Here is a 23821-nt window from a genome sequence, read left to right as displayed (position 1 = left end):
AGGCGGGGCGCCCCGGGCGGGGAGGACGGCACCGCCCGGGGCGCCCCCGCGCAGGTTGGCATATGCCAGTTGGAAAAGATCGCAAGGGCGCGGAATCCTCGCGGATCATCACGCGTTGTGACGAATATGAAGGCAATTACCACGAGCAGTTACGGCGGCCCTGAGGTTCTCACCTACTCCGAGCAACCCGACCCCAAGGTCGGGCCGGACTCGGTGCTGATCCGGGTGCGCGCCGCCGGCGTCAATCCGGTCGACTGGAAGATCGTCGCGGGCTATCTGGACGGCATGATGCACGCTCACTTCCCGCTCATTCCCGGGTGGGACGTGGCAGGAGTGGTCGAGGCGGTCGGCGCCGACGCCACCGAGTACGCGGTGGGCGACGAAGTCATCGGCTACGTCCGCAAGGACGAGGTGCAGCACGGCACGTACGCCGAGCTGGTCGCCGCGCCGGTGCGCACCCTGGCCCGCAAGCCCGCCACGCTCGACTGGCGGCAGTCCGCCGGGCTCCCGCTCGCCGGGCTGACGGCCTATCAATCGCTCAAGCGGGCGCGGACCAAGGCGGGCGATCTGGTGCTGGTGCATGCCGCCGCGGGTGGTGTCGGCTCGCTGGCCGTCCAGATCGCGGTCGCCGAGGGAGCCCGCGTGATCGGCACGGCCAGCGAGCGCAACCACGACTTCCTGCGGTCCCTGGGCGCCGAACCGGTGACCTACGGCGGCGGGCTCGCTGACCGGGTGCGCGCCCTGGCGCCCGAAGGTGTCGACGTCGCCCTGGACTTCGTCGGCGGTGGGGCCGTGGACGTCTCGCAGGAGGTGCTCAGGGACCGCAGCCGGGTGGTGTCGATCGCCGACGGCGAGGTCCGGGCGAAGGGCGGCCACATGGTGTGGGTCAGACCGGACCCCGCCGATCTGACCGCCCTGGCCATCCTCGCGGACGCGGGGAAGCTGACCGTGCCGGTCGATACGGCGCTCCCGCTGGAGGAGGCCGCCGAGGCGTTCCGGCTCAGCATGGCCGGTCGGACCCGAGGCAAGATCGTCCTGGAGGTGTGAGAGGCGGGTGGGCGACCCGAGTGCCGCACGGAGCGTGCGACGGGCCTCGGAGCGGGTGAAGGGAGTGCGGCGGAGAGGCTAGGCGCCCTGCGCGCGATCGACGTACTCGAAGACCGAGCCGTCGGGGTGACGGGCAATCAGATTGCGTCCGATGGGGGTGGACAGTGGTCCGGCGATGATGTCCGCGCCGACCGCGGTGAGGTCGGCCACCGCCTCGTCGACGTCCTTGACGGCGAGGGTCGCGGTGATCTTCCGCAGTACCGACAGCTCCGCCTCGGGGCCGCTCATCAGGAAGAAGCATCCCACCGCGGCGACCGCCACCCCGCCGCGCTGGAAGCGGATCGCCTCGGTGCCGGTCAGTCGTTCGTACACCGTGACCGCGGCATCGAGGTCGCCGACACATACCCGAAGTGAGGTCCCCAGAATGTCCATATGAACCAGCCTAGTTGGGCTGCCGGTGACTGCGCGAACCCTGACGGTGATGTGACTGCGGTGTGCCGGCGCGGTGGAGGCGGGGTGGCGGAAGCGTCGAGCTGACGCTACGTCAAACGCGGCACAGGATCTCGCCGTGCAGCATGCCGAACCAGCCGTCCTCCTCGGCGCCCCACTTCCGCCAGGCCGCGGCTATGCGGGTCAGGTCGGCTTCGGTGGCGTATCCGCCGTCGACCGCGATCTTGGCGTAGGAGGAGGTGACCGTGCGGTCCGCCCACAGTTCGGACCACCAGGAGCGCTCCTCGGGGGTCTGGTAGCACCAGGTGCTCGCCTTCGCGGTGATGTTCTGCGGCGCGAAGCCGGCCTGGCGTGCCCAGGCATGCAGTCGGCGCCCGGCGTCCGGCACGCCGCCGTTGCCGCGGGCCACCCGGCGGTAGAGGTCCAGCCAGTCGGCCATCCCCGCCACCTCCGGGTACCACGTGAAGGTGGCGTAGTCCGCATCGCGGACGGCGACGATGCCACCGGGCTTGGTGACGCGGCGCATCTCGCGCAGCGCCTGCACGGGATCGCCCACGTGCTGCAGGACTTGGTGGGCGTGCGTCACGCAGAAGGTGTCGTCGGGGAAGTCCAGTTCATGGACGTCGCCGACCGTGAAGCGGACGTTCTGCACTCCGCGGGCGGCGGCCGTGGCGCGGGCCTGCTCCAGGATGCCGGGCGCGTGGTCCAGGCCGGTGACCTGGCCGTCCGGTACCAGGGCCGCCAGGTCGGCGGTGATGGTGCCGGGGCCGCAGCCGATGTCGAGGATCTGCATGTGGGGCAGCAGTGAATCCAGCAGGTATCCGGCCGAGTTGGCGGCGGTGCGCCAGGTGTGCGAGCGCAGTACGGACTCGTGGTGGCCGTGGGTGTAGACGGCGGATTCCTGCGGCATGGATCGGCTCCTTCGCGGACATCGGGGGCAGCCGCACGAGGCCGTGTCGGAACGCGGCCGGGGGCGGATGCCCTATGGCGTACTGCCTCACACGGTACGCCGGTGTCTCGTATGGCGAGAGATGCGTCTTGACATGTGGACGTGAGGGGGTGGTGGTGGGGGTGGGTGGGGGACGAGCAGGAGGGAGGAGGGATGCGGGTAGGGGGCGGAGCGGGGCGGTGGTTCCTGGCTGGTGTGGGGGCGGTCAGTTGAGGAGGAGGCGGTAGACGGTCAGGGCCTCGTTCCTCTTTTCCAGGGTCAACTCGCCGGGGACGGCGCTCACTTCACCGTCGTAGGCGAGCGGGGTGCCGTTCGGGAGGCCGCCGATGCGCAGGCGGGGGAGACGGGCCTCGCCCACGAGCGGGGAACTGCGCGGGGTGCCCAGCAGGGCGGCGGTGAGCAGCCGGACGCCGGCCAACCGACCGGCGTGCACCACGCGGACGTCGAGCACGCCGTCGGCCAGGTCGTGGCGCCGCACGGGCGCGGTGCCCAGGCCGCGGTACTGGCAGTTGCCGACGAACAGCAGCCAGACGGCGTGCCGTTCGCCGTTGATCTCGATGCTCAGAGGCGTGGAGGAGCGCAGCACTTCGCAGGCGGCGAGGATCCCGGCGGGCCAGGCGCCGATCCGGTGCGCCCACCGCTCCCGGATCCGGACCAGCTCCGGATACGCGCCGATGGAGAAGGTGTTGAGGAAGTACTGGCCCTCCTGATGCGGCCCGACCCGGAAGCGCGCCAGGTCGACGGCCACGGCCTCGCCGCTCTCCACGGCGCGCGCCGCGTCCGCGTAGGTCTCGACGCCCAGGTCGTAGGCGAAGTGGTTGAGGGTGCCACCGGGCAGGACCGCGAGCGGCAGTCCGTGGCGCGCCGCGACCGTGGCCGCCGCGTTGACGGTGCCGTCGCCGCCGAGCACGCCCAGCGCACCGCCCCGCGCCAGGGCCTGCTCGGCCGCCTCCTCCAGCGCCTTGTCCATCGGCATGCCGTCCGGTCCGCCGCAGACCACCACCTCGGCCTGCGGGAGCGCTCCGTGCACCTCCGCGACCCGGTCGGGGCGCGGCCCCGAGCGTTGTCCGGAGGTCGCGTTGGCCACCACGTACAGTCCGCGTCCGCGGGGCAGTGCGGGCGCCTCGGCGCGGGGCCGGGCGGGCGGGGCCAGTTGGGCGCGGGTCGGCGCCATGCCGCGGACCGCGAAGGCCGCGCCGACGCCGAGCGCGGCGCCGGCCAGCACGTCACCCGGATAGTGCACACCCGTATAGACGCGGGAGAACGCCACGGAGGCGGCGAGCGGGGCGAGGGCCAGGCCCCACCACTTGTTCTCGAAGCCGACGCCGGTGGCGAAGGCCGCCGCCGAGGCCGCGTGCCCGGACGGAAAGGAGGAGGTGAAGGGCTGGCGGCCGAGCTGACGCATCAACGGGACGGTGTCCAGCAGCGGTCTGGCGCGGCGTACGGAGCGTTTGCCGAGGGTGTTCACTGTCGCGGACGCCAGGGCCAGCGAGGCCATACCGCGCAGGGCGGCCCGACGCGCGGGCCGCCCGCCCAGGGCCGCCGCCCCGGCCGCCACGCCGAACCACAGCAGCCCGTGATTGGCGCTGCGGGTCAGCCGGGGCAGTACGCGCTGGGCGCCCGGCCATTCGCGCGTGGCGATCCGATCGAAGGCCCACCGGTCGAGGTGCGGGAGAAGTTTTCGGCTTCGCATGGGTCACGTGTACCCGGGGAGGGGCGAGGCAGGCAGGGGGAGACACTGATGGCCGTTGGCCGTTGGCGTTGCGGGCGTTGCGGGCGTTGCGGGCGTTGCGGGCGTTGCGGGCGTTGCGGGCGTTGCGGGCGGAGAAGCGTCAGGGGTGGGAGTGGTGGGAGTGGTGGAGGAACGGGAGGCGTGGGTGGTTCGGAGGCGGAGGGATGCTGATCTCGGTGCCTGTGTGGCGGTTCTCGCCGAGGTGCACGCCCACAGCGGCTACCCCCACCGCTGGCCCGAGGAACCGGGCCGGTGGCTCACCCCCGACGGGCTGACCGCCGCGTGGGTCGCCGAGGCGGGTGGCGCGGTGGCCGGCCATGCCGCGCTATGTGGACGCGAGGTGAGCCGCCTGTATGTCGCGCCCGGCGCGCGGGGGCACGGCCTCGGCGCGCGGTTGATGGCCGCCGTCGAGGCGGAGGCCGCGGCCCGGGGGGTGCGGCCCGTCTTGGAGGTGAAGACGTCCGACACCTCGGCGGTCGCGCTGTACGAGCGCCGGGGATGGGTGCGGCGCGGCACCGAGCGCCAGGTATGGGGCGCGGCAGGGGCGGAGGAAACGGTGGAGGTGCATCGGTACGAGGCGCCTACGGGCGGGCGGAGGGCGGAGGCGGAAGCCGAGGCGTAGCGGTCCGAGGCCGTTCGGCCGGGCGGGCTCCGCGTTCGCCTCAGGGAACAGTGGTCACCCTCCGCTGACGTGTCGCCCCCGGTCGCCACTCCCGTGATCTGCGAAGGTGGTCGAGGCCGTTCATCATGTGATGGGCCCGCGATCGACCGGCCGCCGTGGAGTGGAGGTACGGATGCAGCGGACCGCCCCGGATCCGCAGCGGGAGCCGGATCCGGCCCCGCCGGTGGGCCTGCCGGTCCTTCCCGAACTCGCCGCGCACCTCTCCGCGGCAGCCGGCCGCACCGCCCCCGAACCCTCCGGCGGCTCCGCGCCGCTGCGCGCCGCCGCCTGCGGCTACTGGGAGCGCCGCGGCCTGTTCACCCCCGCCGATCGGGTGCTGGCCGGCCCCGGGGCCGCCGCCCTGCTGCTCGCCCTGTATGCCGCGGTCGACGGTGCGGTGCTGCTGACGCGGCCGTGCGCCGAGTGGTACGCGCCGCCCGCCAGGTTGCTGGGGCGGCCGGTCCACCTGACGCCGGTACCGGCCGAATCGGGCGGGCTGCCGGACCCGTTCGCGCTGCTGGAGACCGTACGGCGGGCCAGGATGCACGGCGACACCCCGCGTGTCCTGGTCCTCTCCGTTGCCGACGACCCGACCGGTACCTGCCCGCCGCCGGAGCAACTGCACGAGGTGTGCGAGGCGGCGGCCGAGGAGGGGCTGTGGGTCGTCAGCGACGAATCGAGCCGGGATCTGCTGCACGACCCGCATGACACCGTGGTGCTCAGCCCCGCCGAGATACTGCCGGGCGAGGTCGTGGTGCTGACCGATCTGCGGGCCGCGCTGCTGCCCGCCTCCTGGCCCGTCGCGCTGGCCCGATTTCCGGGCACCCGCCGGGGCGCCCTTCTACGGGACGCGGTCCTTGAGACCCTCACCCGGCTGCACACCCCGCTTCCCGGGCCGCTCGCCCGTGCGGTCACCCATGCGCTCGCCGAGCCCGACGCCGTACGGGAGCGGACCGCGGCCGCCGCGCGGGTGTACGGGGTACTCACCGGGGCGCTGTACCGCACGCTCGCCGGGGCCGGTGCGCTCTGCCGTCCGCCGCATGCGGGCAGTTCCCTCTACGCCGACCTCGAACCGTTGCGGCGGTCGTTCGGCGTCCGTGGGCCCACCGGATCAACGGAACTGGAAAGGGAGTTGGCGTCGTGGGCGGCCCGCGGCGCCCATCGTTTCGAGGACGACCCGGAGGCGCTACGGGTGCGGCTGGGAGCGGATGCCCTGCTCGGCGCCGACATGGAGCTGCGGCAGCGTGTCTTGAACACGGCCGATCCACTCCAACTTCCCCATGTGCGGGCGGGGTTGGGTGATCTGGATCGGGCGTTGGCCGAACTGGGCTCGGCTCCGGCGCGACTCGCCCGCCCGCCTCGTGACTCCGGTTCTGCCCGGCCCTCGAATGGAGCCCCTGGATGACCGAACAGACCGAGCGCTCTCTCGCCGGGCGCCCCCTCGATGAGACCTCCCTCGATGAGACCTCCCTCAAGGGGACGTCCCTAGACGAGACCTCACTGGATGAAACGTCCCTGGGCGAGACCTCCGTCGAGGAGACCCCTCTCGATGAGACCTCCCGCGTCGAGGAGGTTGGTGGTGGGGCGGCTGCTGGCGCGGTAGGCGGGCGTCTTGCCGCCGCGGCGCTTCCGGAGACCGCGCCGCCCTCGCACCCACTGTCCGAACCGCGCCCACTGTCCGAACCGCGCCCCCTGGGGGAGCCCCGCACCTGGCCCCGTGACTTCACCGACCGGTTGACCGCGCCGCTGCCCGGCGTCCGGGCGTTGGCCCGGATCGCGCGGGAGGGCAAGCTCCGCCCGGCGGCCGAGACGCTCCGGCAGATCCAGCAACTGCCGTTCGAGCCCGGCCCGATGCCGGAGGTCGGTCCCACGACCGTCGCGCTGACCTGGGCCGGGCACGCCAGTTGGGTCATCCGGATGGGCGGGCTGACGGTCCTCACCGACCCGGTCTGGTCCCGCAAGATCCTCGGTACGCCCGCCCGGGTCACCCCCGTGGGGGTCCGCTGGGAGGACCTGCCACCGGTCGACGCCGTCGTCATCAGCCACAACCACTACGACCACCTGGACGCGCCGACGCTGAAGCGGCTGCCGCGCGACGTTCCGCTGCTGCTTCCCGCGGGGCTGGCGCCCTGGGCCCGACGGCGCGGCTTCACCCGGGTCACCGACCTGGACTGGTGGGAGGCGGTGGAACTGGCCGGCCCCGCCGGTCCGGTGCGGATCGACTTCGTGCCCGCGCACCACTGGAGCAAGCGGACGCTGACCGACACCTGCCGTTCCCTGTGGGGCGGTTGGGTGCTCACCGCCCCCGACGGGCGGCGGATCCACTTCGCGGGGGACACCGGTTACGGCCACTGGTTCGAGGAGATCGGCCGCCGCTACCGGGACATCGACCTGGCGTTGCTGCCCATCGGGGCGTACGACCCGCGCTGGATGCTGCGGCCGGTGCACACCGACCCGGAGGAGGCGGTACGGGCCTGCCAGGACCTGGGGGCGCGGTGCCTGGCGCCGATGCACTGGTCGACGTTCCTGCTCTCGGCCGAGCCGCCGCTGGAGCCGCTGCACCGCATCCGGGCCGCCTGGGCGGCGACCGGCCGTTCGCGGTCGGACTTGTGGGATCTGCCGGTCGGCGCGTCGCGGGTGCTGGCGGAGCGCTGAGGCCCCGGCCTCACCCACCGTCCTGCCCCTGCCCCTGCCCCTGCCCCGCCTGCCCGTCGCCCGTCCCGTACAGTCCCGTCCGCTATCCCTCCCCTTCCGCCGTCTGTTCCTCGCCGTCCGCCGGCGACGGGCGGAGGCGGTGCCACGCGACCGGGGCGGCGCCGAACAGCACCGTCAGGCTGATCGCCGCGGCCACGCCCTGCCAGGGCTCGGGGAAGAGGGAGCCGCCCAGCAGGCCGATCAGCTGGTACGTGGCCGCCCAGGCCAGGCAGGCAGGGAGGTCGCCGCGGGCGAAGCGCCGGGGCGGCATCTCGGCGAGCAGGCAGGCCAGCATGACCGGGATCCGGCCGGCCGGTACCAGGCGGGAGAGCACCAGCACCAACACGCCGTGCTCCCGCAGCCTGTGCCGCGCCTGCGCCAGGCGTTCCGGTGCGGCGCGATCGCGGAGCCGGGCGAGCCAGCGCGAGCCGTTGCGGGAGTGCACGCCGCGTCGCCCGAGCCAGTACAGGCCCAGGTCACCGAGGAACGCGGCGCCGGACGCGACCACGAAGACGAGCAGCAGGGCAAGCGGCGAACTGTGGTGGAAGGCGACCGCCGCCGCCGAGCTGACCACCGCGCCGGTGGGCACGACGGGCACCAGCGAGCCCAGCACCACCAGCAGGAACAGCGACGGGTAGCCGACCGCCTGCTGGGTCGATTCCGGCGGGACATGGGTGAGCACCTGGTGGAGGCCGTCGGCCAGCGTCGTACCGCTCATGGCCGTGCCGTTGGGACTCGTGCCGACCGGTGCCGGACCGTGGGCGTCATCGGGTGGTCCTCGGCTGCACCGACTCGCCGTGCCCGAGCCGGTGCACGGCGACCTTCGGCGCGAGGAGCCCGGCCTGTCGCTCGAACTCCTGACCCGGCGCGTGGAACTCGTGGGGCCGGACGGCGTCCAGACCGATCGGCCAGTACGTGCCGTAGTGCACCGGCACCGCGCTGCACGGTGCCAGGCGGGCCGCCGCCACCGCGGCCCGCCGGGCGTCGAGGTGGCCATGGCCGAGGAACGGTCCCCAGCCGCCCACCGGCAGCAGCGCCACTTCGCACGGCCCGACCTCGTCCGGCAGCTCCGGGAACAGCCCGGTGTCGCCGGCGAAGTAGGTGCGGGCCGTGCCACTGATGACGTAGCCGAGGGCGGGGACGCGGTGCGGTCCGTAGGGAAGCCGCCGGCCGTCGTGGGCGGCCGGCACCGCGCGGACGGTCAGGGCGGCGGCGTCCCCGGGCGGTCCGATCCGGCACTCCTGGCCCGGCCGCAGCTCGCTCACCGGCAGGCCCCTGGCGGCGGCCACCCGGCGCAGTCCGGGTACGGCGGCCGGCGCGCCGTACGGCACGATCAGCCGGGTCCCGGGCGCGAGCCGGGCCAGCGAGGCAGGGTGCAGATGGTCGGCGTGCAGATGGGAGATCAGGACCGCGTCCGCGTGGGCCGCCTCGGGGGGCGGCAGTGCGCCGCGGCGGCGCCGCAGGTGGGCGAGCCGGGCGACGAACAGCGGGTCGGTCAGCACTCGCACCCCGGAGTCCTCGACGGTCACCGTGGCATGTCCCCACCAGGTGACTTTCACGGACATGCTCGGTCCACCTCCTTGCCCGGCCGGGCACCGCCCGATCCGGGACGCTCCGACCGCGACGCCCTGCCGGGGCCGGGCCGCTCATCGGCCGGCCGTCCTGCCGCGTACCCCGTTCCGATCGTTACCGATCCTCCCTCATCCGCCCCGCAGGCAGGTCCCGGGGACGCGTGCACCGAGTGGCGGGGATATGCCCTGCCCCCTGCCACGCCCACTTTCCCCGCCCACAATCCCCGCCCGCTCTCCGCGCCCGCTTTATGACACCCGCCCGCATTGATGACACCCTTGGCCGGAATGCCCGTCCGGCTGGTGCGGCGGGCCCGAGCGGGGAGGACGGGACGGCGTGCGGACCGCGCGGTGGAAGGCCCTCGGCGGCGCCCTCCTGAGGGTGCTGGCCGTCTGGGCGGTCTCCAGCCTGACCCTGCTCGCCCTGGCCGCGGTGCTGCCCGACTTCCGGCTGCAGGCCGTGGGCGGCGAGAGCCTCACCCGCACCGCACTCACCGCGGCGCTGGCGGCCGGCGCGTTCGGCCTGCTCAGCGCCCTGGTGTGGCCGCTGCTGGTGCGCGCGCTGCTGCTGGTGCCGGCGTTGGTGCTGGGGCTGCTGGTGTTCTTCCTCAACGGGTCGTTGCTGCTGGTCGCCTTGGACGTGGTCCCGGCGGGACGGGGGCAGACCACGCCGGAGACCGCGGTGATCGTGGCGGCCGTGATGTCGGCGGCGTCCTCGGCGACCTCGACCTTCCTGGCGGTGCGCAACGACGAGGCGTACCGGCGTCGGCTGGTGCGGCTGGCCGGCCGGCGGGGGAGGCGGGCCGGCGCGGACCGCGGGCCGGCCACGCCCGGGACGGTCTTCCTCCAGCTCGACGGCGTCGGCCATGAGGTGCTGCGGGAGGCGACCCGCGGCGAGCGCCCGCTGATGCCGACCCTCGCCCGCTGGATCGGCACCAGTCACCGGCTCGTCCCGTGGCGCACCGACTGGTCCAGCCAGACCGGCGCCAGCCAGCTCGCCATCCTGCACGGCAGCAACGAGGACCTGCCCGCCTTCCGCTGGTACGAGAAGGAGACCGGCGACCTCATCGTCAGCAACCGGCCCAGCAGCGCCGCCGAACTCCAGCGCCGGGCCGTCGCGCGCACCGGCGACGGCGGGCTGCTGGCCCACGACGGCGCCAGCCGCGGCAACCTCTTCAGCGGCGGTGCCGACCAGGTCGCCCTGGTGATGTCGGTGGCCGCCCGGCGCGGCCGGTACAACCGTTCGCGGGCCGGCTACTTCGCCTACTTCTCCGACCCGGCCAACGCCACCCGGACCGCGGTCTCCTTCGTCGCCGAGGTCCTGCGGGAGATCGGCCAGGCGCTGCGCAGCCGCTGCCGCCGCGAGCGGCCACGGGTCAGGCGGGGCGGCCTCTACCCGGTCATCCGGGCCTTCGCCACCGTCGTCGAGCGCGATGTGGTGGTCGCCGCGGTGCTCGGCGACATGCTGGCCGGCCGCACCGCGGTCTACGCCGACCTGGTCGCCTACGACGAGGTGGCGCACCACTCGGGGCCCGTGCACCGCGACACCCACCAGGTGCTGCGCCGCCTCGACCGCTGCATCGAGCTGATCGCCGAGGCCGGCCGGTACGCGCCCCGGCCGTACCGCGTCGTGCTGCTCTCCGACCACGGCCAGAGCCCCGGCGCGACCTTCCGGGACCGCTACGGGCTGACCTTGAGCGACCTGGTCCGCGCCGGGTGCGGGCTGCCGGTCCGGCGGCGGGCCGGGCGCACCGCCAGCGGCGCCGAGGCCCGGGAGGCGGCGCGGGCGGCGCTGGGCCGGCCGGAGGGGACGGCGGACGGGGACCGGCCCGGCGCGCAGCCGGTCGTGCTGGCCTCCGGCAACCTCGGCCTGGTCTCGTTCCCGGACGTCCCCGGCCGGATCACCCGTGAGGAGCTGGACCGCCGCCACCCGGCGCTGCTGGACACCCTCGCCGGCCACCCGGGCATCGGCTTCGTCCTGGTCCGCTCGGTCGCGCACGGTGCGGTGGTGCTGGGCCCGGACGGCGGCGAGCACCACCTCGACACCGGGCGGGTGGTCGGCGCGGACCCGCTGGCGCCCTTCGGGCCCGGTGCGGCCGAAGCGGTCCGCCGCACCGACCGGTTCCCGCACGTCGCCGACCTCATGATCAATTCCGCCTGTGATCCGGCGACCGGCGCGGTGCACGCCTTCGAGGAGCAGATCGGCTCGCACGGCGGACTGGGCGGCCCGCAGAGCCGGCCCTTCCTCCTGTGGCCCGCGGAGCTGTCTCCGCCGGCCCCGGACGGGACGCCGCTGACCGGCGCCGAGCAGGTCCACCAGGTGCTGCGGCGCTGGCTGCGGGAGGCGGACGGTCCGCGACCGCCGGTCGGCCCGGGGGCGGAGGAGCCGTACGGGCGGCTCGGGCCGGAGGCGGACGACCTGCGGCGCTAGGCCGGGCAGCCCGAAGGTTTTTCCGGTCGCCCGACCCCTGGCGGGACAAAAACCGGTGATTTTGCGGGGGCCCTCCGGTCGCCCACCATGTCCTGGCCCGGCAATCCCGGGTGCACCGCGCACGACGAGAGGGCCCACCACGCCATGCACGACCGGCACACCCGCCGTTTCGGTCTGGGGACCGCTACCGCCCTGGTGATGGGGAACATCATCGGCGGCGGAATCTTCCTGCTGCCGGCTTCGGTCGCCCCCTTCGGCACCGTCAGTCTGGTCGCCTTCGGCGTCCTCACCCTCGGGGCGATCGCCCTGGCCCTGGTCTTCGGGCGGCTCGCCGAGCGCCATCCGGACACCGGCGGGCCCTATGTCTACGCGCGTGAGGCGTTCGGCGACTTCGCCGGCTTCCTCTCCGCCTGGTCGTACTGGACGATGACCTGGGTCAGCAACGCCGCGCTGGCGGTGGCCGCCGTCGGCTACGTCCATGTGCTCTTCCCCGGCCACGCGTCCCGGGGCGTCGATCTGATGGTGGCGCTGGGCGCGCTGTGGCTGCCGGCGCTCGCCAACTTCGCGGGCACCCGGTACGTCGGGGCCGTCCAGATGGTCTCCACGGTGCTGAAGTTCGTGCCGCTGCTGTTCATCGCGGTCGTGGGGCTGTTCTTCTTCGACCCGCACAAGCTCGGGGCGTTCCACGAGGGCGGCGGCAGCACCCTGGGCGGGCTGTCCGCGGCGGCCGCGATCCTCCTCTACAGCTACGTGGGCGTGGAGTCCGCCGCGATGAGCGCCGGCGAGGTCCGCAACCCCGAGCGCAACGTCGGTCGGGCCACCGTGCTGGGCACCGTCGGTGCCGCCGTCGTCTACCTGCTGGGCACCCTGTCGGTGTTCGGCACCGTCGCCCACGACAAGCTGGTCAATTCGAAGGCGCCGTTCTCCGACGCGGTGGACGCGATGTTCGGCGGCCACTGGGGCGGCACGGTCATCGCGGCCGCCGCGGTGATCTCCATCATCGGCGCGCTCAACGGCTGGACGCTGATGAGCGCCCAGTCGCCGTACGCCGCCGCGAAGGACGGCCTCTTCCCGGCGGCCTTCCTCACCAAGCGGCGCGGGGTGCCGACCTTCGGCGTGCTGGCCGCCGCCGTGCTGGCCTCCGCCCTGACCGTGATCAACTACTTCCTCGGTACCGGCGGCGTCTTCGAGATCCTGGTCCTGATCACCACCTTCTCGGCCACCGTCCCCTACCTGCTGGCCGCCGGCGCCCAGATCTACTTCCTGCTCTCCGGCCGCCGCGACAAGGTCCGCCCGGCCCGCTTCGCCCGCGACCTGACGCTCGCGGTGATCGCCTTCGGCTTCACCTTCTGGCTGGTGGCGGGCGCCGGCTACGCGGCGATCTACCAGGGCGTGCTGTTCCTGTTCGCCGGAATCCTGGTGTACGCGCTGATGGCGGCCCGCCGCGGGCGCCGGCCGGCCGTGTCCGAGGACGCGACGGAGGGCACCCAGGGCGCCGAGGCCGCCGAGGCCGCTTCCGTGGAGGCGGTCGGGAACGCTCCGGCGGACGCGCCGGTGACCACCGTCCCCGCGGCGAGCTAGCCGCCCGCCCGCCGACCCCGATGCCCCCGGCCGCCTCGCTGCGACCGGGGGCATTACCTTGCGCGTAATCGCCCCTCGCCCGTCGCTCCGGCAGAGTCGAGGCATCGGTTCACGGGCCGGCGCACTCCGGCCCGTGAACTGTCGCTGACGAACCATCGGTCACCTGGCGGCCCGGATCCCACCGGCCGCCGCGACGGACACCACGAGGAGTTCACGATGTCGCAGAACGTGCAGCAGGGCGCCGCCGAGCGGACCGTCGACCACGCGGCCGCCGCCGAGCGGTACCTGGCGGCGTGGAACGCCACCGAGGAGGGCGCCCGGTTCAAGGCCGTCGCCGCGGCGTTCACCGAGGACGCCACCTACACCGACCCGCTGGCCGAGGTCGCCGGGCACGACGGGCTGGCGGCGGCGATCGCCGGCGCGCACCAGCAGTTCCCGGGTTTCGTGTTCCGGCCGCTGGGCGTGGTGGACGGCCACCACGACATCGCCCGGTTCGGCTGGGAGTTGGTCGCGCCGGACGGGTCGGCGCCGGTCGCCGGCTTCGACGTGGTGCGGCTGGCCGAGGACGGTCGGATCCGGTCGGTGCTCGGCTTCCTGGACCGCGTACCGGCGATGTGAACCACCCTCACCCCGCCGCTTTGCGCAGATGCTCGGCCGTTTCGGGGTCCGCGGGCAGGAACGCCTCCAGCGCCAGTTCCGAAACGGTCACATCCATCGGCGTGTTGAAGGTGGCGATGGTGGAGAGGAAGGAGAGCACCGTGCCGTGGTGCTCGATCACCAGCGGCAGGGCGAACGGCGGGTGGTCGCCCGGGGTCGCGCTCTGCCGCCCGCCGGCCGGCAGCGGGTAGGAGCGGAGCTCGTCGTGCAGCGCGCGCAGCGGCGCGGACCGCATCAGCGCCAACTGCCGGTCCAGTTGGGCGAAGAGGTGTTCCCGCCACTCCGGGAAGTTGCGGATACGGGGGGCCATGCCGCGCGGGTGGAGCGTGATCCGCATGGCGTTCATCGGCGGCCGGAGCAGTTCCGGATCGACGCCGTCCAGCAGCACCTCGACGCCCCGGTTGGCCGCCAGCACGCGGTACATCCCGTCGACCACCAGGGCCGGGTACGGCTCGTAGCCCGCCAGCAGCCGGTCCATGCCGGCCCGGAGTTCGGACATCGACGGGTCGTCCAGCGGGGTCTCCGGGAAGGCGGGGGCGTAACCGGCCGAGATCAGCAGGGCGTTGCGCTCCCGGACAGGTATGTCGAGGTGTTCGGCCAGTCGCAGCACCATCTCCTGGCTCGGGCGGGCGCGGCCGGTCTCGATGAAGCTGATGTGGCGGGCGGAGGAGTCGGCGCGCAGTGCCAGTTCCAGCTGGCTGATGCGGCGCCGGTCCCGCCACTCTCGCAACAGGGTGCCCACACCCGTGGTTTCCGGCGCGGACGCCGTGGCAGTCGTCATGCCGGGGACGCTAGCCGACCGGCCAGGTGTTACCTGCGGTAACTTCTGGGTTCGTGGCGGCCCGGACAGGCCCTGGCCGCACCGGCCGTCCCCATTCGCCCCGCGTGGACGGGCGCGCGACCGCCCCGACGTGACAGGCTGGAACCGCCGCGCCCAGCGGCGGCGACCGGTACCCGGCGGGAAGGCGAGCGCGATGAACGCACAGGTGGAACCCCTCGACGACGCGGAGATCGCGGACCGCCTCATCGAACTGCCGGGCTGGACCGTCGAGGGCGACCGGTTGCACCGCCGCTACCGCTTCGACCGGCACTTCCAGGCCGCCGCGATGGTCATGCACATCTCCCAGATCCAGGAGGAGTTGGGCCACCACGCCGAGCTGACCCTGGGCTACAACCACCTCGGCGTCTCGGTCAACACCCACAGCGTCGGCGGCCGGGTCACCCACCTCGACTTCGGCCTGGCCCGCCGCATCGAGGAGATCGCCGCGGCGCACGGCACCCACTGACCGGCCCCGCCGTCGCCCGTTCCGAGGTCGACCCGGTCCGACGTCAGCTCGGGCGGCGCGGCCGGACGACCCGCCCGGCGCGCGCCAGCTCCACGTTGAACTGCGCCCCGGACAACAGCGACAGGTTGGAGAACCACAACCAGATCAGGAACACCACCGGGCCGGCCAGCGAGCCGTACAGCCGGTTGAAGGTGCCGACGTACGAGGCGTAGAAGGCGAAGCCCGCCGACGCCACCAGCCACAGCAGCACCGCCAGCACTCCGCCCGGCCCGGCCCGCCGCACCCCGCGCGAACTCGGCGGCCCCGACCGGAACAGCACCATCGCCAGCACGGTCGCCAGCACCAGCAGCAACGGCCACTGGAGCAGGTTCCACAGCGTCTCGCCCGCCTCGCCGAACCCCAGCGCCCGGCCCAGCGCGGTCGCCACCGGCCCGCTCACCAGCAGCGCCACCGCACTGCAGATCAGCAGCGCCATCAGCAGCAGCGCGGTCACCAGGATTCGCGGCGCCTTCCGCCACGGCGGCCGGTCGTCCTTCGTCCGGTGCATGGCGTGCAGCGCCCGCCGGAACACCGCCAGATAGCTGCACGACGACCACAGCGCGCTGACCGCCGCACCGCCGACCACCACCCAGGCGGCCGTCCGTTGGTGCGCCATCACCACCAGCGCGTGCCGGACCGTCGCCCCCGACTCGGCCGGCGCGATCGAACTGAGGTGGTTGATCAGCTGCTCGGTGCCGGCCGGGTCGGCGAGCCCGATCAGCGAGATGGTGACGATCGCCGACGGCAGCAGTGCCAGCACCGAGTAGTACGTCAGGCTCGCCGCGTAGTCGGTCAGGTCGTCGTGCCAGACGGACAGCGGTGTACGGCGCAGCGCCGTGCGGTACCGCTGCCAGACCCGGCGGCGGGGAGGGCGCTCCGGCCCGGTCCGCGCCGGGGCCGTGGACGGTGCGGTCTCAGCCTCCATGCCGGACCCCCGCCGTCCTGGCCCATCGCCGCGCGACGCTCCGCATACCGCTCCCGCCCATGTCGTATCCGTCCCCTGTGTCGTACTGGTCCGGCATCGTCCCGGTCCCCGGGCTGCATCATGCCCCGGCGCGGCCGGCGTCCGCGAGGGGCGGGTGACCGGCCCGCCCGGGGCGGGGCCACGGGCCCGTCAGCCGAACGACAGGCCCCGCCAGGGGGACGCCGGGTCCTGCGTCAGCACCCGGTGGAGGTGCGCCGTCTCCGCGTAGGCCGGCCCGAACCAGCCGTTGTCGTACGCCAGTGCCCGCCCGAGCGCGTAGCCCGCGGCGAACTCCTCCCATGAGCCGTAGACCTCCTGGGCCCGCGCCGCCACCCGCGTCACCGCCTGCTCCGCCTGCGGCGGCGCGCACAGCCGCGCGCCCAGGCCCCAGCGGACCAGGCCCACCGCGTGCGCCAGGTCCAGTGCGACCAGCGACACCACCCGGCCGTCGGCCGGCAGCAGCCCGTCCGTCCGGAACCGTTCCTCGTACCGGTCCACCAGCTCCGGAACCGCGGGCGGCGCACCGTCACCGGCCGTCGCGTCCGCGCCCGACGCGCCGCCGGCCCCGGCAGCGGACCCGCCCTCGGAAGCGCCACCGGACTCCCCGCCGGACGCCGTGGCCCGGGCACGCAGCGCCGTCTCCGTCTCCGCCGGCACGAACTGCCCGCCGAGCAGTTGGTCGAACCGCTGCTGCCAGCTCACCGGATCGGCCACCGACCACTGCGCGCGCAGCGTCTCGGCGTCCTCCGAGTAGTCCAGGAACGCCGTGCCCAACTCGTTCCACGGCACGCTGTGGTGCACCGCGAGCGGCGCGCCACAAGCCAGCCCCTGCGCCACCGGACCGTGCAGCGGCCCCGCGTAGTGGGTGACCAGCAGTCCGCCCGGCCGGACCCCGACCTGCGCGCGGACCCGCAGCCACGCCGCGCGGTGGGCCGGCGAGGCGGACAGGTACGCGGCGAACGGCGTGCCCGGGTTGATCGCCAGCCGCCACTTGTCGTTGGGCCAGTCCTGCGCCAGCTCCTCGATCGAGACCCGGTCGAAAAACCGCTGCGGTTCCCACGGCGGCAGCATGCCGCGCGTCAGCACGGGAATGCACTTACCGCCCGCCGTCGGATCGTCGTAGACGGGCAGTGGTTCCTGCCCCTGCTGCGGCACCGCCAGATACAGGTCCTCACCGGCGATCGCCGCGACCTGTCCGTCCCCGTCCCCACGTGCCGTTGCCTCATACAGCCGCCGCTCGGTCTCCGTCGGCGGCATCCATCCCGGAGTACCCACAGGCCAAGACCCTACGGTGACCCCGCCCCCGGTCCGAACCAGGGTCCGCGCCGGGGCCGCCGGCCCGGCCCGGCCGCTTGCCGGCGCCCACCCCGTATCGGAGGCTCGATGCCATGAGCAGTGACGACCGCCCCGTGCCAGCGGAGCCTTCGCCCAGCCCGCGGTCCGGTTCCCCCGGCAGACACGCCCACTCCGGTGCCGACCAGGGCGGCGCCATCGACTGGGAGGTGCTCGGCCCGTTCCTGGAACGGGGCGCCGAGATCCAGACCCCGCTGTACGAGCAGGCCGCCGCCTGGCTCCGCGCACTGCTCTCCCCGGACGCCGCCGAGGGTGGGGCGGGCGGGGCATCCGGGGCCGCGGCACCCGGCGCCGCGTCCCGGACACCGACCGTCCGCCGCATCCTGGACGTCGGCAGCGGCCCCGGGGTCGTCAGCTGCCTGTTGGCGCGGGCCTTCCCGGACGCCGAGGTGTGCGCGGTGGACGCCACCGAGGCCCTGCTGGCCCGCGCTCGCGCCCGTGCCGACCGGCTCGGCCTGGCCGACCGGATCCACACCCACCACGCCGAGGTCCCGCACGGCCTGGACTCGCTCGGCGGCGCCGACCTCATCTGGTCCAGCAAGGCGCTGCACCACGTCGGCGACCAGCGCGGTGCGGTGGCGGCGCTCGCCGGCCACCTGCGGCCCGGCGGCCTGCTCGCGGTCTGCGAGGGCGGCCTCGCCCCGCGCTTCCTGCCGCGTGACATCGGTGTCGGCCGCCCGGGACTCCAGGCCCGACTGGACGCGGCGGCGGAGGACTGGTTCGCCGGGATGCGGGCCGCCCTGCCCGAAGCCACCGACACCCTGGAGGACTGGCCCGCCTTCCTGGCCAACGCCGGACTGCGCACCCCGCGCACCCGCAGCTTCCTGCTGGACCTGCCGGCCCCGCTCGCCGACGACGTCCGCCGCTACATCCAGGCCAACCTCAGCCGCGCCGTGGAGGAGTACGGCGACCAGCTCGACCCCGGCGACCTGAGCACCCTCACCCGCCTCGTCGACCCCCACGACCCCGCCGGCATCACCCGCCGCCCGGACGCCTTCCTGCTCTCGGTGCAGACGGTGCACACCGCCCGCGCCCAGGAGCAGTAGCCATGACGGCCGTCCGCCATGCCTCAACAAAGGCTGCCACAGGCAGAATTGACGACCCGTCGGAAATGCTGGTCACTCCATCGACTTCGGGTGGATCAGGGCGAAGACCGCGCCCTGCGGGTCGGTCACCAGGGCGATCCGGCCGGCGATCATGTCGAACGGTTCCGTGATCGCGTTGCCGCCGGACGCGGTGACCTTGGCGACCGCCGCGTCGGCGTCCGCCACCGCGAAGTACGTCAGCCAGTGGGAGGGCGTGTCGGCGGGGAGTTGTTCCGGCATCGGCTGCATGCCGCCCACGGGGCGGCCGTCCACCTGGAGCCCGTAGTAGTGCTCGATGCCCTCCATCGTCGTGGACTCGATGCCGAAGGCGGCCCGGTAGAAGGCGGAGGCGGCGGACCGGTCGGTAGTGTTCAGCTCGTTCCAGATCAGGGCGCCGGGCTCGTTGACGACGCCCGCGCCCGGGAAGTCGACCGGCTGCCAGACGCCGAAGACCGCCCCGGTCGGATCGGCCGCGATGAACATCCGGCCCAGGGACATCACGTCCATCACGGGCATCAGCACGGTGCCGCCGGCGGATTCCACCGCCCGCTGGCTGGCTTCCGCGTCGGCGCTGGCCAGATAGGTGGTCCAGACGGTCGGCGGAGCGGGCTGGTCGCCCATCGCGACGGCGGCCATGATGCCGGCGACGGGCTTCCCGTTCAGCTGGCAGACGGCATAACCGCCGGTCTCCGGAGGACCGATCTCCCCGGTCCAGCCGAGGAGGCCGGCGTAGAAGTCGATGGCGGCCTTCTGGTCGGGGGCCGCGAGATCGACCCAGCAGGGCGTCCCGGGCGCGTAGGGAGTGGTGACGTCGGGCATCGGTGCCTCCTCGGAGCGGAGTGGTGGCCGCCCAGCGGCAGCCGCCCCCGGCGGCCGGCGTCGCTGCGCGACCGCCCTCCCGTTCCACATTTCCCGTCGCCCGCGGAGCCCGCCACTCGGGGCCGCGGCCCGGCGCCCCGCTGTCCGGCGGAACGGCCCCCTCGGGAAGCGCCCCGACATACGGCGGCGCCGCCCGCCCCCGAGGGGACGGACGGCGCCGCGTCGCACCGCGCACCCGGCCGCGGGCTGTGCCCCGGACGACGCCCGGACCAGCGGGTCCGGGCCGTGACGCGAGCGGTCGGGCCCTCAGGCCGCGTCGAAGGTGGCCGGGTCCGGGCCGAGGCGGGTGCCGGAGTCCAGGCCGGCCACGGCCGACAGGTCGTCGCCGTCCAGCTCGAAGCCGAAGACGTCGAAGTTCTCCCGGATCCGCGAGGGGGTGGCGGACTTGGGGATGACGACGTTGCCGACCTGGAGGTGCCAGCGCAGGACCACCTGGGCCGGGGTCCTGCCGTGCTTGTCGGCGATCTTGACGATCGTCGGGTCCGTCAGCAGCCCCTTGCCCTGGCCCAGCGGCGACCAGGCTTCGGTGGCGATGCCGTGCCGGGCGTGGAAGGCGCGGGACTCGGCCTGCTGGAGCTGCGGGTGCAGCTCGATCTGGTTGACCGCCGGGACGACGGAGGTCTCGCCGAGCAGCCGCTCCAGGTGGGCGGGGAAGAAGTTCGAGACGCCGATGGCCTTGGCGCGGCCCTCGGAGTAGATCTTCTCGAACGCCTTGTAGGTGTCCACGTAGGTGTCGCGGGCCGGCAGCGGCCAGTGGATCAGGTACAGGTCGACGTACTCCAGCCGCAGCTTCGCGAGCGAGGCGTCGAACGCGCGGAGGGTGGAGTCGTAGCCCTGCTCGGAGTTCCACAGCTTGGTGGTGACGAAGAGTTCCTCGCGCGCGATGCCGGAGGCGCCGAGGGCCTTGCCGGTGCCTTCTTCGTTGCCGTAGATGGCCGCGGTGTCGATGCTGCGGTACCCGGCCTCAAGGGCGTGGCTGACGGCGGTGAACGCCTCGTCATCGGGGATCTGCCAGACGCCGAAACCGAGCTGGGGCATCGTGACGTCGTTGTTGAGCGTGATGGACGGAACCGTGCTCACGGGGGATTCGATCCTTACGTCGACTGTCGTGTTCGAGGGCGTCAACGATCATCCGTCCCCGGACATTCCCGTGCACGCCGAGAAAAACCGCCCGTTCACCGTCATGTCCCGCCGGCCCGCGGACCCACCGCTCTCACCCCCGGTACAGCGCGTCCACCTCCGCCGCGTACGCCGCCTCGATCGCCTTGCGCTTGAGTTTCAGCGAGGGCGTCAGCAGGCCGTGCTCCTCGCTGAACTGGTTGGCCAGTATCCGGAACGTGCGGATCGACTCGGCCTGCGAGACCAGCGTGTTCGCGGCGACCACGGCGCGCCGGATCTCGGTCTCCAGGTCGGGGTCGCGCACCAGGTCGCGCGGCGGCATCTCCGGCTTGCCGCGCATCGCCAGCCAGTGCGTGACCGCCTCCGGGTCCAGGGTGACCAGCGCCGCGATGAACGGGCGGTCGTTGCCGACGACGATGCACTGGGCGACCAGCGGATGCGCCCGCACCCGCTCCTCCAGCGGCACCGGCGAGACCGACTTGCCGCCCGAGGTGACCAGGATCTCCTTCTTCCGGCCGGTGATCGTCAGATAGCCGTCCTCGGCCAGGACACCGAGGTCCCCGGTGGCGAACCAGCCGTCGTGCAGCACCGCGTCGGTCGCCTTGGGGTCGTTGTGGTAGCCCTGGAAGATCTGGCCGCCGCGCAGCCAGACCTCGCCGTCCTCGGCGAGGTGGACGGTGGTGCCGGGGACCGGCGTGCCGACGGTGCCGAAGCGGGTCCGCTCCGGCGGGTTCGCGGTGGCCGCCGCCGTGCTCTCCGTCAGGCCGTAGCCCTCGAAGATCCGTACGCCGGCGCCGGCGAAGAACAGGCCCAGCCGGCGTTCCATGGCCGAGCCGCCGGACATCGCGTGCCGCACCCGGCCGCCCAGCGCCTCGCGGACCTTGCTGTAGACCAGCTTGTCGAAGAGCTGGTGCTGCATCCGCAGCGCGGCGCCGGGGCCGGGGCCGGTGCCGAACGCCTTGTGTTCCAGCCCCTCCGCGTAGCGGACCGCGATCTCGACGGCCTTGTCGAAGGGGCTGACCTTGCCCTCGGCCTCCGCCCGCCGGCGGGCCGCGGCGAACACCCTCTCGAAGATGTAGGGCACCGCCAGGACGAAGGTGGGCCGGAACGCCTGGAGGTCCGGGAGGAGCGCCCGGGCCGAGAGCTCGGGCTGGTGGCCGAGCTTGACCCGGCCGCGGATCGCCGCGACCTGCACCATCCGGCCGAAGACGTGCGCCAGCGGCAGGAAGAGTAGGGTGGCCGCCTCGTCGCCGGGCTTGGAGCGGAAGACCTTGTCGTACCGCAGCACGATGTTGTCGGCCTCGGCCATGAAATTGGCGTGGGTGATCACGCAGCCCTTGGGGCGGCCGGTGGTGCCGGAGGTGTAGATGATCGTCGCGACGGCGTCGGGGGTGACCGCCATCCGGTGCCGGTGCACCACCTCGTCGTCGAGATGCGCCCCGGCCGCGGTCAGCTCGGCCACCGGGTCGGCGTCCAGCTGCCACAGTTTCCGCAGCTGGGGGAGTCTGCCGACGACCGAGCCGACGGTCATCGCGTGGTCCTCGTGCTCCACCAGGCACGCCGAGACCTCGGCGTCGTGCAGCATCCAGAAGACCTGCTCCGCCGACGAGGTGGGGTACAGCGGGACGGACTGGGCGCCGATCGACCACAGCGCATAGTCGAAGAGCGTCCACTCGTAGCGGGTGCGGGACATGATGCCGACCCGGTCACCGAACCGGACGCCCTGCGCGAGCAGGCCCTTGGCGAGTCCGATCACCTCGTCCCGGAACTGGCCGGCGTCGACGTCCCGCCACTGCCCGGCGGCGTCCTTACGCGCCAGCGCGGTCCGCCCGGGGTCGGTTTCCGCGTTGTCGTACACCGAGTCGGCCAGCCCGCCGACCCGGGGCGCGGTCGCCAAAGGAGGGACGGTGAACTCGCGCAATGACCCAGCTCCTCGTGGTGCTTCTCACAAGGCCGCGACCGTACCCCACGGGGACGGCTGGTGGGAGGGCGTTACCACGCCGCGACGGCGCTGCCACCGTAACCGGCCAGGACGGGAAATCGGGTTACTTCGGGTAACGGTGGACATTGCTCGACTGGTTCGCCCCCGGACGAACACTGCGTCGGGACTGGATCTGCACCGAATCTCTGCATCTGTCGCGACGTCAGAGCACGTCGGAGGCATATTCCGGGGTGCTGCGACGATCCCCCGGAGGTTCTCGGGAGATCCCGAGCAGCCCCGCGGAGGCCGCCGGCGCCGCCCGGCGCACGGCGCCGACGGCCTCAAGCGGTACGGCGGATTCCGGGTGCCTCCTCGGGCGCCGAGGCGGCCGCCTACGGGAGGTGCAGCCGGTCGCCGCCCGCCAGGATCGCCTCGGCCAGCGCCTCCGCCGGGCCGCGCGCCGCCCCCGCCCGTTCCCCGTGCAGCAGCACGAAGTCCACCCCGCCCAGCTCCGGCAGCCCGGCCCGGGACGGTATCCGCACCAGGCCCGGCGGGATCATCCCGAGCGTGTGCGCCATCACGCCCAGCCCCGCCCGGGTCGCCGCGATCAGCCCGTTCAGGCTTCCGCTGGTGCAGGCGATCCGCCACTCCCGGCCCTGTCCCTCCAGCGCCTCCAGGGCCCGCGCCCGGGTCACCGCGGGCGGGGGGAAGACCACCAGCGGGACCGGCCGCCGCGGGTCCAGCCGCAGCCGCTCGCCGCCCACCCACACCAGCCGATCCCGCCACACCAGCCGCCCCTGCGGCCCCTCCGGCCGATGCTTGGCCAGGACGAGATCGAGCCGGCCGGCCGCCAGCAGCTCGTGCAGGGTGCCGGAGAGCTCCACGGTCAGTTCCAGATCGACCTCCGGGTGATCGCGCCGGAACCCCTCCAGCACCTCCGGCAGGCGGGTCAGCACGAAGTCCTCGGACGCACCGAACCGCAGCCGCCCGCGCAGCCGGGTCCCGGCGAAGAAGCTCGCCGCCCGCTCGTTCGCCTCCAGGATGGTGCGCGCGAACCCCAGCATCGCCTCGCCGTCCTCGGTGAGGTCCACGGCGTGCGTGTCCCGTGCGAACAGCCGCCGCCCGGCGGCCTCCTCCAGCTTCCGCACGTGCTGGCTCACCGTGGACTGGCGCAGCCCCAGCCGGTGCGCGGCCTGGGTGAAGCTCAGCGTCTGCGCCACGGCGAGGAAGGTGCGCAGCTGCGCGGGTTCGAACACGGACGACGCCTCCCGACGGTGCTCACGGTGCTCATCGTGATCCATGATGGCAGTCACCACGGTAAGAGGGCTTCCCGATTGCCGTTCCGCCCGGCAGTCTGGAGCGGGCACCGTCCATGCCACCGCCCGTGAGCCGTCGAACCCGAAGA

At 73.7% G+C, this 23821-nt stretch carries 21 protein-coding genes; 9 read left to right on the top strand and 12 right to left on the bottom strand.

The features are described from left to right. The first annotated feature begins 126 nt into the window (after positions 1 to 126). Positions 127 to 1047 (top strand): NADP-dependent oxidoreductase, encoded by a 921-nt coding sequence (locus SNOUR_RS09955; protein WP_067345758.1) that lies wholly within the window; start codon positions 127 to 129, stop codon positions 1045 to 1047. 78 nt (positions 1048 to 1125) lie between these two features. Here SNOUR_RS09955 and SNOUR_RS09950 read toward each other — a convergent pair whose 3' ends face one another. The 3 genes from SNOUR_RS09950 to SNOUR_RS09940 form a co-directional block, all read right to left on the bottom strand. Further along, complete coding sequence (locus tag SNOUR_RS09950) at positions 1126 to 1479, bottom strand: VOC family protein (protein WP_067345756.1); 354 nt, start codon at positions 1477 to 1479, stop codon at positions 1126 to 1128. Between the two features lie 112 nt (positions 1480 to 1591). Next, positions 1592 to 2407 carry a methyltransferase domain-containing protein gene (locus tag SNOUR_RS09945; RefSeq protein ID WP_067345753.1) on the bottom strand — a complete coding sequence of 272 codons (816 nt, stop codon included), beginning with the start codon at positions 2405 to 2407 and terminating at the stop codon, positions 1592 to 1594. A 244-nt stretch (positions 2408 to 2651) separates the two neighbouring features. Then, positions 2652 to 4139, bottom strand: a complete 1488-nt coding sequence (locus tag SNOUR_RS09940; RefSeq protein ID WP_067345748.1) for a bifunctional phosphatase PAP2/diacylglycerol kinase family protein — start codon at positions 4137 to 4139, stop codon at positions 2652 to 2654. A 223-nt stretch (positions 4140 to 4362) separates the two neighbouring features. Here SNOUR_RS09940 and SNOUR_RS09935 point away from each other — a divergent pair, with 223 nt between their 5' ends. The 3 genes from SNOUR_RS09935 (at position 4363) to SNOUR_RS09925 (ending at position 7494) form a co-directional block, all read left to right on the top strand. Next, a complete protein-coding gene (locus SNOUR_RS09935) occupies positions 4363 to 4800 on the top strand; it encodes a GNAT family N-acetyltransferase (protein ID WP_312632311.1) in 438 nt (145 codons plus the stop codon). Between the two features lie 172 nt (positions 4801 to 4972). Further along, entirely contained in the window at positions 4973 to 6244 is a 1272-nt protein-coding gene (locus tag SNOUR_RS09930; protein ID WP_079142478.1) for an aminotransferase class I/II-fold pyridoxal phosphate-dependent enzyme, read from the top strand. Continuing rightward, the gene (locus SNOUR_RS09925; RefSeq protein ID WP_099055677.1) at positions 6241 to 7494 is read left to right on the top strand and encodes an MBL fold metallo-hydrolase; all 1254 of its coding nucleotides are present in this window, start codon (positions 6241 to 6243) and stop codon (positions 7492 to 7494) included. The genes SNOUR_RS09930 and SNOUR_RS09925 overlap by 4 nt, the downstream gene beginning before the upstream one ends. A gap of 82 nt (positions 7495 to 7576) precedes the next feature. Here the strand turns inward: SNOUR_RS09925 and SNOUR_RS09920 are convergent, their stop codons facing one another. Next, positions 7577 to 8251 (bottom strand): DedA family protein, encoded by a 675-nt coding sequence (locus SNOUR_RS09920; protein ID WP_067345745.1) that lies wholly within the window; start codon positions 8249 to 8251, stop codon positions 7577 to 7579. 46 nt (positions 8252 to 8297) lie between these two features. Next, complete coding sequence (locus SNOUR_RS09915) at positions 8298 to 9098, bottom strand: MBL fold metallo-hydrolase (RefSeq protein WP_067345742.1); 801 nt, start codon at positions 9096 to 9098, stop codon at positions 8298 to 8300. Positions 9099 to 9438: 340 nt separating this feature from the next. On the opposite strand from SNOUR_RS09915, the gene SNOUR_RS09910 reads away from it, so the two are divergent. The 3 genes from SNOUR_RS09910 (at position 9439) to SNOUR_RS09900 (ending at position 13731) form a co-directional block, all read left to right on the top strand. Next, positions 9439 to 11532, top strand: coding sequence for a phage holin family protein (locus SNOUR_RS09910; protein ID WP_067345740.1), 2094 nt, complete (start codon positions 9439 to 9441; stop codon positions 11530 to 11532). A gap of 144 nt (positions 11533 to 11676) precedes the next feature. Next, positions 11677 to 13113 carry an amino acid permease gene (locus SNOUR_RS09905; protein WP_067345737.1) on the top strand — a complete coding sequence of 479 codons (1437 nt, stop codon included), beginning with the start codon at positions 11677 to 11679 and terminating at the stop codon, positions 13111 to 13113. A 216-nt stretch (positions 13114 to 13329) separates the two neighbouring features. Next, complete coding sequence (locus SNOUR_RS09900) at positions 13330 to 13731, top strand: nuclear transport factor 2 family protein (protein WP_067345734.1); 402 nt, start codon at positions 13330 to 13332, stop codon at positions 13729 to 13731. Positions 13732 to 13738: 7 nt separating this feature from the next. Here SNOUR_RS09900 and SNOUR_RS09895 read toward each other — a convergent pair whose 3' ends face one another. Continuing rightward, complete coding sequence (locus tag SNOUR_RS09895) at positions 13739 to 14551, bottom strand: helix-turn-helix domain-containing protein (protein WP_067345731.1); 813 nt, start codon at positions 14549 to 14551, stop codon at positions 13739 to 13741. A 193-nt stretch (positions 14552 to 14744) separates the two neighbouring features. On the opposite strand from SNOUR_RS09895, the gene SNOUR_RS09890 reads away from it, so the two are divergent. Further along, positions 14745 to 15056 carry a 4a-hydroxytetrahydrobiopterin dehydratase gene (locus tag SNOUR_RS09890; protein WP_067345729.1) on the top strand — a complete coding sequence of 104 codons (312 nt, stop codon included), beginning with the start codon at positions 14745 to 14747 and terminating at the stop codon, positions 15054 to 15056. 43 nt (positions 15057 to 15099) lie between these two features. On the opposite strand, the gene SNOUR_RS09885 is transcribed toward SNOUR_RS09890, so the two are convergent. Both SNOUR_RS09885 and SNOUR_RS09880 read right to left on the bottom strand, forming a co-directional pair. Beyond that, the gene (locus tag SNOUR_RS09885; protein ID WP_067345726.1) at positions 15100 to 16020 is read right to left on the bottom strand and encodes a YihY/virulence factor BrkB family protein; all 921 of its coding nucleotides are present in this window, start codon (positions 16018 to 16020) and stop codon (positions 15100 to 15102) included. Positions 16021 to 16209: 189 nt separating this feature from the next. After that, a complete protein-coding gene (locus SNOUR_RS09880) occupies positions 16210 to 17316 on the bottom strand; it encodes a DUF1266 domain-containing protein (protein WP_079142474.1) in 1107 nt (368 codons plus the stop codon). A gap of 131 nt (positions 17317 to 17447) precedes the next feature. Here SNOUR_RS09880 and SNOUR_RS09875 point away from each other — a divergent pair, with 131 nt between their 5' ends. Beyond that, a complete protein-coding gene (locus SNOUR_RS09875) occupies positions 17448 to 18458 on the top strand; it encodes a class I SAM-dependent methyltransferase (protein WP_079142472.1) in 1011 nt (336 codons plus the stop codon). 72 nt (positions 18459 to 18530) lie between these two features. Here the strand turns inward: SNOUR_RS09875 and SNOUR_RS09870 are convergent, their stop codons facing one another. The 4 genes from SNOUR_RS09870 to SNOUR_RS09855 form a co-directional block, all read right to left on the bottom strand. Further along, positions 18531 to 19316: a VOC family protein gene (locus tag SNOUR_RS09870; RefSeq protein ID WP_067345724.1), complete on the bottom strand. Its 786-nt coding sequence runs from the start codon at positions 19314 to 19316 to the stop codon at positions 18531 to 18533. 306 nt (positions 19317 to 19622) lie between these two features. Further along, positions 19623 to 20456, bottom strand: a complete 834-nt coding sequence (locus tag SNOUR_RS09865; RefSeq protein ID WP_067345722.1) for an aldo/keto reductase — start codon at positions 20454 to 20456, stop codon at positions 19623 to 19625. 133 nt (positions 20457 to 20589) lie between these two features. Then, positions 20590 to 22416, bottom strand: a complete 1827-nt coding sequence (locus tag SNOUR_RS09860; RefSeq protein ID WP_079142470.1) for an AMP-dependent synthetase/ligase — start codon at positions 22414 to 22416, stop codon at positions 20590 to 20592. A gap of 392 nt (positions 22417 to 22808) precedes the next feature. Beyond that, positions 22809 to 23672 (bottom strand): LysR family transcriptional regulator, encoded by an 864-nt coding sequence (locus tag SNOUR_RS09855; RefSeq protein ID WP_067358017.1) that lies wholly within the window; start codon positions 23670 to 23672, stop codon positions 22809 to 22811. Positions 23673 to 23821 lie beyond the last annotated feature (149 nt).

Origin of the sequence: Streptomyces noursei ATCC 11455 (genome assembly GCF_001704275.1) — a bacterium.
In the GTDB taxonomy this organism is placed as follows: domain Bacteria; phylum Actinomycetota; class Actinomycetes; order Streptomycetales; family Streptomycetaceae; genus Streptomyces; species Streptomyces noursei.
The sequence above is the reverse complement of the archived record's forward strand: the minus strand, read 5'-3'. Positions and strand labels throughout refer to the sequence as shown.